Consider the following 13,838-nt stretch of genomic DNA (forward strand, 5'->3'; position numbering starts at 1 on the left):
GAGTGAATTGAGAACGATTTTCGATAGTGACATGTCGATATGTTGATGAGAGGTCCGTTCGTGTCCCGACACCCGCTCCGTACGGCCGCGCTCGTGGCCGGGCCGGTCGCACTGACCCTGGCCCTGACCGCGTGCGGGTCGAGCCAGACCGACACCCCGAGCACCCCCGACACCCCGCAGGTCTCCGTGGTCGCCTCGACCGATGCCTGGGGGGCCGTGGCACGTGCCGTCGGCGGCAACCTCGTCCAGGTGGAGTCGATCATCGATTCACCCGGCGTCGACCCGCACGGCTACGAGGCCACCCCGGCCGACGCGACCACGGTCGGCGACGCACAGCTGATCGTGCGCAACGGCGGGGGGTACGACGCGTTCATGACCGACCTCGTCGGCGCCTCGACCGGCAACGCCCCGGTGATCGACGCCGTGGAGGTCTCGGGCGGCGAAGGCGGCCACGAGCACGAGCACGAGGGCGAGCACGGGGGCGAGGCCGCCGCCGGGCACGAGGGCGAGGCCGGGCACGAGCACGAGGGCGAGGCCGCCGCCGGGCACGAGCACGAGCACGGCGCCGGCAACGAGCACGTCTGGTACAACCTGACGGCCGTGCAGCAGGTCGCCGACGCGCTCGCCCAGCAGCTGACGACGATCGACCCGGCGCACACCGACTACTACGACACCAACGCCGAGGCACTGCGCGGCGGCCTGCAGCAGCTGACGTCCAAGGCCACCGACATCGGGCGCACGCACCCGGGCGCCCGGGTCGCGGTCACCGAGCCCGTACCGGAGCACCTGCTCCACACCGCGGGCGTGGAGAACGTGACGCCGCCGGAGTTCACGTCGGCGGTCGAGGAGGGGAACGACCCGCCGGCCGCCGTCGTCGCCCGGACGCTCGACCTGTTCCGCGCCCAGCCGCCGGTCGACGCACTGGTGGTCAACAGCCAGACGGGTTCCACGAGCACCGACCAGGTCCGGACGGCGGCCGAGGAGGCCGGGGTCCCGGTGGTCGAGATGTCCGAGACCCTGCCCGAAGGGGTCGACGACTACGTGCTGTGGATGAACGCCAATCTCGACCAGCTCCGTGCCGCGCTCGACCGGTAGGGAACCACGGAGGGAGGAGACGGACCGGATGAGCCAGACCGCCGCACCCCCCGCGCTCTCGCTGCGCGGGGCGGGACTGCGCTTCGGTGACCGGACCCTGTGGTCCGGCCTCGACCTCGACGTGTCACCCGGCGAGTTCGTCGCCGTGCTCGGCCCCAACGGCTCCGGCAAGACGACGCTGATCCGGGTGCTGCTCGGCCTGCTGCCGCTCTCCGAGGGCGAGGTCAGGGTGGCCGGCCACGTACCGCGGCGCGGGAGCCCGGAGATCGGTTACGTGCCCCAGCAGCAGCCGCTCGACCCCGATCTGCCGCTGCGCGGGCGCGACCTCGTCGGGCTCGGCCTGGACGGGCACCGGTTCGGTCCCGGATGGCTGCGCGAGCGCCGCACCCGCCGCGAGCGGGTCGACCGCGCCCTGGAACAGGTGGGCGGCACCCGCTACGCCGGCGCACCCGTCGGGCGCCTCTCCGGTGGCGAGCAGCAGCGGCTGCGGATCGCCCAGGCGCTCGTCGGGGACCCGGCCGTGCTGCTGTGCGACGAACCGTTGCTCTCGCTCGACCTGTCCCATCAGCGCACCGTCACGCGGTTGATCGACGAGCGTCGCCGGGCGGCGGACTCCGCCGTGCTGTTCGTGACCCACGAGATCAACCCGGTGCTCCCGCTGGTCGACCGGGTCCTCTACCTGGTCGACGGCCGGTTCCGGATCGGCCCCACCTCGGAGGTCATGACCTCCGAGGTGCTCTCCGAGCTGTACCGCACCGAGGTGGACGTGCTGCGGGTGCGCGACCGGCTGGTCGTCGTCGGCGCCGAGGAGCACGACCACCACGAGGCCCCCGGGCCGCGGGACGTGCTCGCGGTCGGAGGTGGCGCCTGATGGACGAGCTGCTCTCCTTCGACGACACCCTGGAGCTGCTCGGCGAGCCGTTCGTGCAGAACGCGTTGATCGCGTGTGCGGTGCTCGGCGTGGTCGCGGGCCTGCTCGCGCCGCTGGTCGTCAGCCGCGGCATGTCGTTCGCCGTGCACGGCACCGCGGAGCTCGCCTTCACCGGTGGCGCCGCCGCGCTGCTGGTCGGCCTGGAGATCGGGCTGGGCTCGGTGATCGGCGCGGTGGTCGCGGCGACGATCTTCGGGGTGCTCGGGCTGCGGCGCCGCGAGCGGGACTCGGTGATCGGTGTCGTGATGGCGTTCGGGCTCGGCCTGGGCGTGCTGTTCCTGTCGCTGTACGACGGCCGTTCCGCCAACCGGTTCGGCCTGCTCACCGGCTCGATCGTCTCCGTCGACGGCACGAACCTGTGGGTGCTCGGCGCCGTCACGGTGCTGGTGCTGGCCACGCTGCTCGTGGTGCACCGGCCGCTGCTGTTCGCCAGCACCGACCCGGACGTCGCGCTCGCCCGCGGGGTGCCGGTGCGGGCGCTGTCGCTGGTGTTCGCGGTGCTGGTCGGGCTGGTCACGGCGCTGGCGGTGCCGATCGTCGGGGCGATCCTGGTGCTCTCGGTGATGATCGTGCCGGGTGCCGCGGCCAACCGGGTCACGGCCAGCCCCGTGCTCGCGACCCTCCTCGCGATCGCCATCGCCGAGGTCTCGCTGGTCGGCGGGACGATCCTGTCGCTGGCACCGGGGCTGCCGGTGTCGGCGTTCGTGGCGACGATCGGGTTCATCGCCTACCTGCTGTGCCGGCTGGTCGCCCGGCTCCGCGGCCGGGCGCCGGTGCGCGCCTGAGGGACCCGCCGAGGCGTCAGCCCAGCCGGCGCCGCCGCGCGACCTCGGCCAGCACGACACCGGTCGCGACCGAGGCGTTGAGCGACTCGACGTCGCCGGCCAGCGGGATCGACACGGTCACGTCGCAGGTCTCGCGCACCAGACGGGACAGGCCCTTGCCCTCGGACCCGGTGACGACCACCAGCGGCCCGGTCGCCAGGTCGAGCTCGTCGAGCGAGACGTCGCCGTCCGCGGCGAGCCCGGCGACCATCAGCCCGGCCGAGGCGTACTCCCGCAGCGTCCGGGTCAGGTTCGTCGCCCGGGCCACCGGGACGCGCGCCGCGGTGCCGGCGGAGGTCCGCCACGCCACCGCCGTCATCCCGGCCGCGCGCCGCTGCGGGACGACGACGCCGTGCCCGCCGAACGCCCCGACCGACCGGACGATCGCGCCCAGGTTCCGCGGGTCGGTCACGCCGTCCAGTGCGACGGCCAGCGCCGGCCGCCCGGAGTCGGCGGCGGCCTCGAGCAGGTCGTCCGGGTGGGCGTACTCGTACGGCGGCACCTGCAGGGCGAGCCCCTGGTGCAGCGCCCCGCCGGTGATCCGGTCCAGGTCGTTGCGCGGTACCTCCAGGATGGAGATCCCGGACTCCGCGGCCAGCGCCACCGCCTCCGCGACCCGCTCGTCGGCGGACATCCCGGTGGCGACGTGCAGAGCCGTCGCCGGCACGCCCGCCCGCAGGCACTCCACGACCGGGTTGCGGCCGAGCACCGTCTCCGGGCCCTCGCCGTCCCCACGCCGGCCCGCGACCGGGCGGCGGCGCTGCTGGTCCTGCTGGGCCGCGCGCCGGTTGGCGGCCTTCTGCTTCGGGTGCCCCGGGCGCATCTCCCCGGGCGGGGTCGGGCCCTTGCCGCGCAGCGCACGACGGGACTGGCCGCCGGAGCCGACGACCATGCCCTTCTTCGTGCCCTCCTTGCGGATCGCGCCGCGCCGCTTGGAATTACCAGCCATCGTTATCGAGCGTCCTATGCGTCTTTGAGAGTCCAGGTGGAACCGCCGGCGCCGTCCTCGACGGCGACCCCTGCGGCCAGCAGCTCGTCCCGGAGCCGGTCCGCGGTGGCGAAGTCGCGCTCGGCACGCGCTGCCTGGCGGCGCTCGAGCATCGACTCGACCAGCGTGCCCAGCGCCTGCCGGGCGACGTCGGCCGACTGGTCCGCGGCACCGCCGGCGGCCAGCGGGTCCAGGCCGAGCACGCCCGTCGTCGCACGCACGCACGAGGCGGCCTCCGACGCGGCACGTGCGTCGCCGGCGTCGAGGGCGGTGTTGCCCTCCCGCACCAGCTTGTGCACGACACCGAGCGCGACCGGGGTGCCGAGGTCGTCGTCCAGCGCGGCGGCGAACTCCGCCGGGACCCGGGGCGAGGGGTCGGGCAGCCCGTGCCGCTCCCGCACCCGGTTCACGAACGACTCGACCCGGCGGTAGGCGGCCACCGCCTCGTCCAGCGCGGCGTCGGAGTACTCGATCGCCGACCGGTAGTGCGGCCCGACCAGGTAGTACCGCAGCTCGGCGGGGCGGACCCGCTGCAGCAGCGCCTCGATCTGCAGCGTGTTGCCCAGCGACTTGGACATCTTCTCGCCGCCCATGGTCACCCAGGCGTTGTGCAGCCAGAACCGGGCGAACGGGTCACCGGCCGCGTGCGACTGGGCCCGCTCGTTCTCGTGGTGCGGGAACACCAGGTCCAGGCCGCCACCGTGGATGTCGAACTCCGGACCGAGGTACGCGGTCGCCATCGCCGAGCACTCCAGGTGCCAGCCCGGGCGCCCGTGACCCCACGGGGTGGGCCAGCTCGGCTCGCCGGCCTTGGCCGCCTTCCACAGCGTGAAGTCCAGCGGGTCGCGCTTGCCCCCGGCCTCGCCCTCGCCCTGGTGGACGTCGTCGACCTTCTGCCCGGACAGCGTCCCGTACTCGGGCAGGGTGCGGACCGCGAAGTAGACGTCCCCGCCGGCGGCGTAGGCGTGCCCGCGCTCGATCAGCCGCTCGATGAGATCGACCATCTGGGTGATGTGGCCGGTGGCGCGCGGCTCGATCGACGGCGGCAGGCAGCCCAGCGCGTCGTACGCGGCGGAGAACGCCCGCTCGTGCGTGGCCGCCCACTCCCACCAGGGCCGCCCGGCGGCCTCCGACTTGCGCAGGATCTTGTCGTCGATGTCGGTGACGTTGCGGACCAGCAGGACGTCGTACCCGCTGTACGCGAGCCAGCGGCGGAGCACGTCGTAGTTCAGGCCGGAGCGGACGTGCCCGATGTGCGGCAGGCCCTGCACCGTCGCACCACAGACGTACATCGACACGGCTCCGGCCCGCAGCGGCGTGAAGTCGCGCTGCTCCCTGGTCGCTGAGTCGAGAAGTCTGAGGCTCACATCACCAGGGTACGGCGCTCCGATTCTTCCACTACACGGGCGGGGCCCCCGCGGCAAGCTCGACGCCATGACCGTTCAGCAGCTGTACCCGAGGCTGGTCGTCGCAGACGCCGACGCCGCGATCGACTTCTACGCCACGGCCTTCGGCGCCGAGCTCGTCGAGCGCTACACCGACGGCTCCGGCAACGTCGTGCACGCCCTGCTCCGCGCCGGGAGCGCGGTCTGGGCGGTGAAGGACGGGGATGCCGTGGACCCGCCGCCGCAGGGCCCGGGGGCGGTGATCCTCGCGCTCTACGTGGACGACCCGGACGCGGTCGCCGCGGCCGTGCTCGCCGGTGGCGGCAGCGTGATCTTCGAGGTGTCCGACCACCCCTACGGCGAGCGGGGCGGCCGGCTCGCGGACCCGTTCGGGCACGCCTGGATGATCAGCGCCCGCACCGGCGGCCTGTCGCCGGCGGAGATCCAGCAGCGGACCGCCGAGGCCTATCCCTGAGCGGGGAGCAGCAGGGCGGTGGCGACGGCGGCCCGACCCTCGCCCCGCCCGGTCAGGCCCAGGCCGTCGGTGGTCGTCCCGGAGACCGAGACCGGGCCGCCGACGGCCCCGGCGAGCACCTGCTCCGCCTCGGCCCGGCGGGTGCCGATCTTCGGGTCGTTCCCGATCACCTGGACGGCGGCGTTCCCGACGGTCCAGCCGTCCCGCTCGAGCAGCCGGCGGACCTCGGCCAGCAACGCGGCGCCGGACGCCCCCGACCACTCGGGGCGTCCGGTGCCGAACACCGCGCCGAGATCGCCGAGCCCGGCGGCGGAGAGCAATGCGTCGCACAGGGCGTGGGCCGCGACGTCGCCGTCGGAGTGCCCGGCGCAGCCGTCGGCACCGTCCCACAGCAGCCCGGCGACCCAGCAGTCCCGGCCCGTCTCGACCGGGTGCACGTCGGTGCCGATCCCGACCCTCATCAGATCCTCTCCACCGGTCCGGCCGCGGCCCCGGCGAGCAGCAGCTGCGCGATCCGCAGGTCCCACGCCGTGGTCACCTTGAACGCCAGCGGGTCGCCCGGCACGGTCGTGACCGGGTCCCCGATCGCCTCGACCAGCCCGGCGTCGTCGGTACGCGGGTCGGGGGTGCCGGCGTAGGCGCGGCGCAGGTCCGCCGGGCGGAAACCCTGCGGGGTCTGCACCGCCCGCAGTGCCGAACGGTCCACTGTGGACATCACCACACCGGCGTCGTCCACCTGTTTGATCGTGTCCGGGACGGGGAGCACCGGCACGACGGCCGGTGCTCCGGCCCGCACCGCCTCCACCACCCGGGCCACCACGGGGCCCGGGGTCAGCGGGCGTGCGGCGTCGTGCACCAGCACCACCTCGGCGTCCGGCCCGATGGCCGACAGCCCGGCGGCGACCGACGCGGTCCGGTCGGCACCGCCCGCGACGACCGTCACCGGCCGTCCGGGCAACAGCGCGTCCGCGGCGGCGACCTGGTCACCGGGCACGACGACGACGGCGTGGTCGACCACGCCGGAGGCCAGCAGTCCGTCGACGGCCCGTACCAGCATCGGCACCCCGGCCAGCTCCACGAACGCCTTGGGCACACCGGCACCCAGGCGCAGGCCCGACCCGGCCGCGGGCAGTACCGCGACGACGGCCGGCCCCACGGCCGGTCGTTCCACCGGCGGGCTCAGGCGGTCGCGGTGGCGAGCACCTCGTCGAGCAGGACCTCGGCCCGCTCCTCGTCGGTGCCCTCGGCCAGCGCCAGCTCGCTGACCAGGATCTGCCGCGCCTTGGCGAGCATCCGCTTCTCGCCCGCGGACAGCCCCCGGTCCTTCTCACGGCGCCAGAGGTCACGCACGACCTCGGCCACCTTGTTCACGTCACCGGAGGTCAACTTCTCCCAGTTGGCCTTGTACCGGCGGGACCAGTTGGTCGGCTCCTCGGTGTGCGGCGCGCGCAACACCTCGAAGACCCGATCCAGGCCCTCCTGGCCCACGACGTCCCGGACGCCGACGACCTCGACGTTGTCAGCGGGAATGCGGACCGTCAGATCTCCCTGCTGGACCTTCAGGACGAGGTACTGAACTTCCTCACCCTTGATCGTCCGAGTCTCGATCGCCTCGATGAGTGCGGCACCGTGGTGCGGGTAGACGACGGTCTCTCCGACCTTGAAAACCATGTGTCCTCTGGCCCCTTTCGCTGGCTCCAGATTATCACGCCGTCCGCGTGGGCCGGAGACCGGCTTTCACCGTCGTCGCAGGTCAGGGGGTTGACAATGCCGAAAAAACGTGTTCCCCGCAGGTGCGGCGCGCGGACGGACACCCGCGCGCCGCCGGGTCGTCACACGACGGGCGGTCGTGAGGTGGGCGACCGACCGCGCACTCGCCGACCGCACGAGACTAGGCTCCGGGGCGGAATGCGCGCTCCCCGCGCCTTCCGCACAGTTCCGTCGGACGAGCCGGGAGCAGTTCCCGGCCGGCAGGAAGGACACGCCGACCGTGAGCCGCAACCGCCGTCCACTCCGGACCCTGGCCGGGGTCGCCGGAGCCGTCGCCCTTTCCGGTCTGCTGCTGAGCGGCTGCGGGGCCGGCCAGCTCTCCCAGACCGCCCAGCAGGTCGCCGCGACCAACGGCCTGAACGCGTCGGTCGGCCAGGTCGACCTGCGCGACGTGCAGATCGCCTACCCCGCTTCCCCCGCCGGACCGGCCGCGCTGTACGCCCGCGGCACCAGCGCACCGATCCGCGCCACCCTGGTCAACTCGGGCGCGACCGCGGACCGGCTGGTCTCGGTGAGCAGCCCGGCCGCCTCGAACGTCCGGATCCAGGGCGACGCGACCCTGCCGCAGGACGTCGCGCTGGTCTCGGCCGGCAACTCCTCGCTCACCCCGACGAACGCCCGCTCGTTCCAGCTCGTCGCCGAGGGACTGACCCAGCCCATCGCAGCCGGGACCAGCGTCCCGATGACCTTCGTGTTCGAGCGGGCCGGCTCGGTCACCACCGACGTGCCGACCGCGATCCCGGCCGAGGGCGCCCCCGGGGCCGAGCCCGAGCGCATCCCCGGCGCGCCGGGTGAGCACGCCGGTGCCAACAGCGCGGAGACCGGCGTGGGTGGCGACGGCGGTGGCGAGGCCGAGACGCCGCCGGTCGAGCAGCCCGGCCAGGAGCCGTCCGGTGTCGAGTCGGCCCCGGGCAACGAGGGCAGCGGCTCGGGCGGCGCCGCCGGCAACTGACGCCGCGCAGCCGCACCACCCGCTCGGGCGGCTACCGCTGCACCGAGTGCGACCACCGCAGCGCCCAGTGGGTCGGGCGCTGCCCCGGCTGCCAGGCGTGGGGTTCGCTCGAGCAGCTGGCCGAGGCGCCGCGGGCGGCGGGCGGCCGGACGGTCGTCGCCGGCGCCCCGAGCACCCCGGCCCGGCGGATCGCCGAGGTCGAGCTGGACTCGGCGCGGGCCCGCGCGACCGGGGTCGACGAGCTCGACCGGGTGCTCGGCGGGGGGCTCGTCCCGGGTGCGGTCGTGCTGCTCGCCGGCGAGCCCGGCGTCGGCAAGTCCACGCTGCTGCTGGAGGTCGCCGCGCGTGCCGCGGCCCGCTCGCGGGTCCTCTACGTCTCCGGCGAGGAGTCCGCGGGGCAGGTCCGGTTGCGTGCCGAACGCACCGGCGGCGTGCACGACGAGCTCTACCTCGCCGCCGAGTCCGACCTGGAGTCGGTGCTCGGGCACGTCGAGGCGCTCCGGCCGTCGCTGCTGGTCGTCGACTCGATCCAGACCATGTCCACCGCCACGGTGGACGGGAGCCCGGGCGGGGTCACCCAGACCCGCGCGGTCACCGTCGGGCTGACCGCGTTGGCCAAGGAGCGCGGCCTGGCCGTGCTGCTGGTCGGCCACGTCACCAAGGACGGCGGCATCGCCGGTCCACGGGTGCTCGAGCACCTGGTCGACGTGGTGCTGCACTTCGAGGGCGACAAGCACTCCGCGCTGCGGATGGTGCGCGGGGTGAAGAACCGGTTCGGCCCGGCCGACGAGGTCGGCTGCTTCGAGCTGCGCGACTCCGGCATCGTCGGGCTGCCCGACCCGTCCGGGCTGTTCGTCGGCCGCTTCGGGCAGGGCGCCGACGGCGTGCAGCCGGGGACCGCGGTCACCGTCGTGATGGACGGCCGCCGTCCGCTGCTGGCCGAGGTGCAGGCGCTGGTGGCCGGGGCGAACATCCCCAGCCCGCGGCGGGCGGTCACCGGGCTGGACGCGTCCCGGGTGCCGATGCTGCTCGCCGTGATCGAGCGCCGCGGCGGGCTCAAGCTGCACGACGCCGAGGTCTACACCGCGACCGTCGGCGGCATGCGGATCGCCGAACCGGCCGCCGACCTGGCGATCGCGCTCGCGGTCGTCTCGGCGAAGCGTGACGTCCGGCTGCCCGCCGACCTGATCGTCCTCGGCGAGCTGGGTCTCGCCGGGGAGCTGCGCCGGGTGCACGGCGTCGGACGACGGCTGGCCGAGGCGGCCCGGCTGGGCTTCACCCGGGCGATCGTCCCGGCGGGCGCCGAGGTCGGCTCGGCCGGCATGAAGATCACCGAGGCGTCGACGCTGACCGAGATCATGTCCCGGTTGCGCTGACCGTCACCCCGTCAGGTCAGCAGCAGCGGCACCGGCTCGCCGACGACCGCGCCCAGCCGGGCGAGCACCCGGTACCCGCCAGGCCCGACCCGCTCGCGCCCGGCGGCGCAGCCGGGCTCGGAGCCGAGTCCGCTCCAGGTCACCGCGAACGCCACCGGCTGCCCCGGCACCAGGGTCCGCAGGTCCTCGGTGGCCGGGTTGACGCAGTCGTTGGACGACCAGAGCTTCCGTTCCCCGTCGCCGCTCCAGACCGCGATCTCCTGCTCCGCGCCGTCCAGGTCGCGCACGCAGGGCTGGCCGGAGGTGTTGGTGACGACCAGGCGCAGCTCCGGGCGCGCCCCCGCCGCGTACGTCGGGCGGCCGGTCTCCGCACGCACCTCGATCATCCCGTCACCGCACGGGACGGGCCCGGTGGGCGGCGAGGCCACGGCGTCGGGCACCGGCACCGAGGGCCGGGGCGTGTCGTCCGGACGGACCGTCTCGTCCCCCGGGCCCGCGTTCGGGGTCGCGGGCCCGGGGGACGATCCCGCCGTCCCGGGGGGAGCCCCGGGTCCGGTGGGTGTGGGGAGCGGGGTCTGTGCGGCGAGCCTGGCCGGGTCCTGCTCCGGCTTCGGCTTCGGCTTCGGGGGAGCCGCCGCCCGGTCGTCCGGTGTGGAGTGTGCCGCGCGGTCGGCGGGCAGGTCGGATCCGCCGGGGACGAGCAGCCAGGTGGTCAGCCCGAGCACCGCCAGCAGCGCCAGCAGCGCGCCGCCGACCGCGACTGCACGCCGACGCCAGTAGACCGACGCCGGCAGGGGTCCCACCGGGTCCAACACGTCACCGACGGTAGATCCGTCGTTACCCGATGTCGTCATCGCCGCGCCGGGACCGACCCGTCCGGCACAGGTCGACCCCTGTGAGGGAGCACGGCGGCCCCGTCCGGGGGACGGTGACCACGGACGCGTGGCCGGTCGGGGCCCGCGGTCCGGTCCACGTCGGACGGCACGGCGCCCGCCGCCACCCGGAGAGGTGGTCACGCGACCGTGGGTGACCGGACAGCCCCGCCCGGACCGGCGCGTCACGGTGCTGCGGGCCACCGTCCCGGCGACGGCCACCCCCCGTCCGGTACCGGTTCCGTGATCATCGGCGGCCCGGGCGACACTGGGCGGGTGCTGGCCGAGCTGATCTCCCCGTGGTTCCGGGCCGAGGCCCGGGACCTGCCCTGGCGGCGCCCCGGGACCACGCCGTGGGGCGTGCTCGTGAGCGAGTTCATGCTCCAGCAGACCCCGGTGGCCCGGGTCGAGCCGGTCTGGAACGACTGGATGGCACGCTGGCCGGCGCCGTCGGCACTCGCCGCGGCACCGCGCTCGGACGTACTGCGGGCCTGGGGGAAGCTCGGGTACCCGCGCCGCGCGATCCGGCTGCACGACGCCGCGGCCGCGATCGCCGGACAGCACGGCGACGCCGTCCCCTCCGACGTCGAGACGCTCGAGGCGCTGCCCGGCGTCGGCTCCTACACCGCACGGGCGGTGGCCGCGTTCGGGTACGGGCTGCGCGCGCCCGTCGTCGACACCAACGTGCGCCGGGTGGTGGCCCGGGCCGTGCACGGGCAGGGGGACGCCGGACCGGCCCGGACCAGGGCCGATCTCGCCGACGTCGACGCACTGCTGCCCGACGACGACGCCGGCGCCGCCGTCGTCTCGGCGGGGCTGATGGAGCTGGGCGCGGTCGTGTGCACCGCCCGGGCACCGCGCTGCGGCTTGTGCCCGGCCGCGGGTGCGTGCGCCTGGCTCGCCGCCGGGAAACCGGCCTACGACGGCCCGCGCAAGCCGGTGCAGGGCTTCGCGGGCACCGACCGGCAGGTCCGCGGCAAGCTCATGGACGTGCTGCGCACCGCACCCGGCCCGGTGGAGCGCGCCGCGCTCGACGCCGTGTGGTCCGACGCGGGCCAGCGCGACCGCTGCCTGCACTCGCTGCTGGTGGACGGGCTGGCCGAGCAGACCGACGACGGCCGATTCGCCCTGCCGGTCTGATGCCCAGCACCGTACGGTTCCGGCTCGACGGCGCCGCCGTCGCCGCGCTGACCGCGCTGCGCCACCGGCTCGGCGCGGCCGGGCTCCCGGCGGCCGCCGGCACCCCGCACGTCACGGTGGCCGCCGCGGGCACCGTCGGCCGCCCGGCCCGGGACGCGCTGGCCGCCGAGCTGCGGCTGGTGGCGCTGCCCGCGCTGTGGCTGGCCACGCTCGGCTCCGTCACCTGGGACGACGACGCGCTCGTCCTCGCCGCCGTGACCGACCCGGAGGTGCTCGCCGTGCACACCGCGGTGCACGACGCGCTGGCCGGGCGGGTGCGGGGCGCGCACGCGGCACACCTGCCCGGCTCGTGGCTGCCGCACGTGGTGCTCGCGACCGGGCGCCCGGCCGAGGCGTTCACCCTGCTGCACCCGCCCGAGCCGGTGCGGGCGCGGATCACCGCGGTCGAGCTGCACGACTCGCGCACCGGGGAGACCGAGGTGCTGGCCACCGCCGGTTAGGTACGACGCGGCTCGAGCAGCGCGGTGACCTCGGCCGTCCAGGCCTGCGGGTCGGCGTCGTGCACCAGGTGCCCGGTCCCGGGCAGCCGGACGTGCCGCGCACCGGGTACCCGCGCGGCCAGCAGCTCCAGCTGCCCCGGCGGGACGACCGACTCCTCCGCCTCGATCACCAGCAGCGGTGCCCGGACCCGGGAGGCCTCGTCGAGCAGCGACTCCCGCGTCCAGTGCGCGGCGATCTCCAGGGCGTCACCGACGTCGCAGGCCAGCCACCAGCCGTCCGCCCGGCGGACCGCACAGGATCCCATGTGGACACCCACCTCGGGCCGTGGACGGCCGAACACCCGCTCCAGCTCCGCGCGGGACGGGTGCGGCCCGGCGACCGCGGTGAACCACGCACGCATGTCGTCGAGCAGGCCCGGCGGGACGCCGGTCAGATCCAGCGGCGAGTCCTCGACGACCAGGGCCCGCACCAGCTCCGGGCACCGGACCGCGGCCAGCAGCGCCGAGATCCCGCCCATCGAGTGGCCGACCAGGGTCGCCGGGCCGGTGCGTTCCAGCAGCTCGACGACGTCGGCCGCCAGGCGGTGCGGCGACCAGCCATGCGGGGCCGGGGCCGCACCGTCGGGGCGCCCGGAGCGGCCGTGACCGCGGGCGTCCGGGGCCAGCACGCGGCCATGGCCGGACAGCGCCGCCGCCCGCGGACGCCAGCTCTCGGCACAGCTCATCAACCCGTGCAGCAGCACGATCGGCCGCCCGGTCCCGCCGAACGAGGTGACGGCGAGCTCCACTCCGTCCGACGCGAGCATGCGCCGACCCTAGGCTGCCCCCATGGCCGACGCCGACGACCTCCGCCGGATCGCACTCGCGCTGGACGACGTCGTGGAGATCCCCAGTGACGGGTTCGACTTCCGGGTGCGGGGCAAGGGGTTCGTCTGGTCGTACCCGGAGCGGGTGCCCGGCAGCCGGCGGGTGATCCGCACCGACGTGGCCGTGCTCTTCGTCGGCGACGAGGCGGAGCGGCAGGCGCTGCTGCTCGGCGAGCCCGAGCTGTTCTTCACCGCGCCCGGCTACGAGCGGTGGCCGCTGGTCCTGGTCCGACTGGAGCAGGTCGGCGCCGATCGGTTGGCGGAGCTGGTCGGGGACGCCTGGCGCATGCGGGTCGAGGCGGCCGGCGACGGCTAACGTGGACGTCATGGCCGTTGTGAAGATCAATGCGATCGAGGTGCCCGAGAACGCCGGGCCGGAGCTGGAGAAGCGGTTCGCGCACCGCCTCGGCGCCGTCGACGGGCAGCCGGGGTTCATCTCGTTCCAGCTGCTGCGTCCGGTCGCCGGGGACGACCGGTACTTCGTGATGACCCACTGGGAGACCGAGGAGGCGTACCAGGCCTGGCGGGACGGGTCGGCGGGAGAGGCGCACGCCGGCCGGCGCTCGCCGAAGCCGGTGGCGTCGGGCGCGTCGCTCCTGGAGTTCGAGGTCGTCGACCTCGAGAAGATCGCGGCGGAGTCCTGATCGAGGCCCGCGAGGTCGCT

17 protein-coding genes are annotated in these 13,838 nt (G+C 75.0%); 10 read left to right on the forward strand and 7 right to left on the reverse strand.

Annotated elements, in window-relative coordinates; translation table 11 throughout:
* The first annotated feature begins 60 nt into the window (after positions 1–60).
* The 3 genes from BM093_RS02285 to BM093_RS02295 are packed head-to-tail and all read left to right on the forward strand — an operon-like array spanning position 61 to position 2,811.
* Positions 61–1,095: a metal ABC transporter solute-binding protein, Zn/Mn family gene (locus tag BM093_RS02285; RefSeq protein WP_177238221.1), complete on the forward strand. Its 1,035-nt coding sequence runs from the start codon at positions 61–63 to the stop codon at positions 1,093–1,095.
* Positions 1,096–1,123: 28 nt separating this feature from the next.
* On the forward strand, positions 1,124–1,966 hold the full coding sequence (locus tag BM093_RS02290; RefSeq protein ID WP_093336338.1) for a metal ABC transporter ATP-binding protein: 843 nt from the start codon (positions 1,124–1,126) through the stop codon (positions 1,964–1,966).
* Positions 1,966–2,811 (forward strand): metal ABC transporter permease, encoded by an 846-nt coding sequence (locus BM093_RS02295; protein WP_093336341.1) that lies wholly within the window; start codon positions 1,966–1,968, stop codon positions 2,809–2,811. The genes BM093_RS02290 and BM093_RS02295 overlap by 1 nt, the downstream gene beginning before the upstream one ends.
* Before the next feature lie 16 nt (positions 2,812–2,827).
* On the opposite strand, the gene rlmB is transcribed toward BM093_RS02295, so the two are convergent.
* Complete coding sequence (gene rlmB, locus BM093_RS02300; protein ID WP_093336343.1) at positions 2,828–3,799, reverse strand: 23S rRNA (guanosine(2251)-2'-O)-methyltransferase RlmB; 972 nt, start codon at positions 3,797–3,799, stop codon at positions 2,828–2,830.
* A gap of 14 nt (positions 3,800–3,813) precedes the next feature.
* A complete protein-coding gene (gene cysS, locus BM093_RS02305; RefSeq protein ID WP_093336345.1) occupies positions 3,814–5,205 on the reverse strand; it encodes a cysteine--tRNA ligase in 1,392 nt (463 codons plus the stop codon).
* Between the two features lie 67 nt (positions 5,206–5,272).
* On the opposite strand from cysS, the gene BM093_RS02310 reads away from it, so the two are divergent.
* Positions 5,273–5,698 (forward strand): VOC family protein, encoded by a 426-nt coding sequence (locus BM093_RS02310; protein WP_093336348.1) that lies wholly within the window; start codon positions 5,273–5,275, stop codon positions 5,696–5,698.
* Here the strand turns inward: BM093_RS02310 and ispF are convergent.
* From ispF to BM093_RS02325, 3 genes are read right to left on the reverse strand one after another with little or no spacing between them, the layout of a single operon-like run.
* Positions 5,689–6,159 (reverse strand): 2-C-methyl-D-erythritol 2,4-cyclodiphosphate synthase, encoded by a 471-nt coding sequence (ispF, locus tag BM093_RS02315; RefSeq protein WP_093336351.1) that lies wholly within the window; start codon positions 6,157–6,159, stop codon positions 5,689–5,691. The genes BM093_RS02310 and ispF overlap by 10 nt on opposite strands.
* Positions 6,159–6,869: a 2-C-methyl-D-erythritol 4-phosphate cytidylyltransferase gene (gene ispD / locus BM093_RS02320; RefSeq protein WP_245773242.1), complete on the reverse strand. Its 711-nt coding sequence runs from the start codon at positions 6,867–6,869 to the stop codon at positions 6,159–6,161. The genes ispF and ispD overlap by 1 nt, the downstream gene beginning before the upstream one ends.
* Positions 6,870–6,877: 8 nt before the next feature.
* Positions 6,878–7,369 (reverse strand): CarD family transcriptional regulator, encoded by a 492-nt coding sequence (locus BM093_RS02325; RefSeq protein ID WP_093336355.1) that lies wholly within the window; start codon positions 7,367–7,369, stop codon positions 6,878–6,880.
* Positions 7,370–7,688: 319 nt separating this feature from the next.
* On the opposite strand from BM093_RS02325, the gene BM093_RS02330 reads away from it, so the two are divergent.
* Positions 7,689–8,420, forward strand: a complete 732-nt coding sequence (locus tag BM093_RS02330; RefSeq protein WP_143105224.1) for a copper chaperone PCu(A)C domain-containing protein — start codon at positions 7,689–7,691, stop codon at positions 8,418–8,420.
* Positions 8,417–9,796 (forward strand): DNA repair protein RadA, encoded by a 1,380-nt coding sequence (gene radA / locus BM093_RS02335; protein ID WP_093336359.1) that lies wholly within the window; start codon positions 8,417–8,419, stop codon positions 9,794–9,796. The genes BM093_RS02330 and radA overlap by 4 nt, the downstream gene beginning before the upstream one ends.
* Before the next feature lie 11 nt (positions 9,797–9,807).
* Here radA and BM093_RS02340 read toward each other — a convergent pair whose 3' ends face one another.
* The gene (locus tag BM093_RS02340; protein ID WP_143105225.1) at positions 9,808–10,611 is read right to left on the reverse strand and encodes a hypothetical protein; all 804 of its coding nucleotides are present in this window, start codon (positions 10,609–10,611) and stop codon (positions 9,808–9,810) included.
* A 333-nt stretch (positions 10,612–10,944) separates the two neighbouring features.
* On the opposite strand from BM093_RS02340, the gene BM093_RS02345 reads away from it, so the two are divergent.
* Together BM093_RS02345 and BM093_RS02350 are read left to right on the forward strand one after the other, a co-directional pair.
* On the forward strand, positions 10,945–11,808 hold the full coding sequence (locus BM093_RS02345) for an HhH-GPD family protein (RefSeq protein ID WP_093336638.1): 864 nt from the start codon (positions 10,945–10,947) through the stop codon (positions 11,806–11,808).
* Positions 11,808–12,308: a DOMON domain-containing protein gene (locus BM093_RS02350; RefSeq protein ID WP_093336362.1), complete on the forward strand. Its 501-nt coding sequence runs from the start codon at positions 11,808–11,810 to the stop codon at positions 12,306–12,308. Before BM093_RS02345 ends, BM093_RS02350 begins: the two co-directional genes overlap by 1 nt.
* Here BM093_RS02350 and BM093_RS02355 read toward each other — a convergent pair.
* Complete coding sequence (locus tag BM093_RS02355; RefSeq protein ID WP_093336364.1) at positions 12,305–13,114, reverse strand: alpha/beta fold hydrolase; 810 nt, start codon at positions 13,112–13,114, stop codon at positions 12,305–12,307. The genes BM093_RS02350 and BM093_RS02355 overlap by 4 nt on opposite strands.
* A gap of 22 nt (positions 13,115–13,136) precedes the next feature.
* Here BM093_RS02355 and BM093_RS02360 point away from each other — a divergent pair, with 22 nt between their 5' ends.
* Together BM093_RS02360 and BM093_RS02365 are read left to right on the forward strand one after the other, a co-directional pair.
* A complete protein-coding gene (locus tag BM093_RS02360; RefSeq protein ID WP_093336367.1) occupies positions 13,137–13,490 on the forward strand; it encodes an MmcQ/YjbR family DNA-binding protein in 354 nt (117 codons plus the stop codon).
* A 10-nt stretch (positions 13,491–13,500) separates the two neighbouring features.
* A complete protein-coding gene (locus BM093_RS02365) occupies positions 13,501–13,818 on the forward strand; it encodes an antibiotic biosynthesis monooxygenase family protein (RefSeq protein ID WP_093336641.1) in 318 nt (105 codons plus the stop codon).
* Positions 13,819–13,838: the final 20 nt, after the last annotated feature.

Origin of the sequence: Pseudonocardia ammonioxydans (assembly GCF_900115005.1) — a bacterium.
GTDB lineage: Bacteria > Actinomycetota > Actinomycetes > Mycobacteriales > Pseudonocardiaceae > Pseudonocardia > Pseudonocardia ammonioxydans.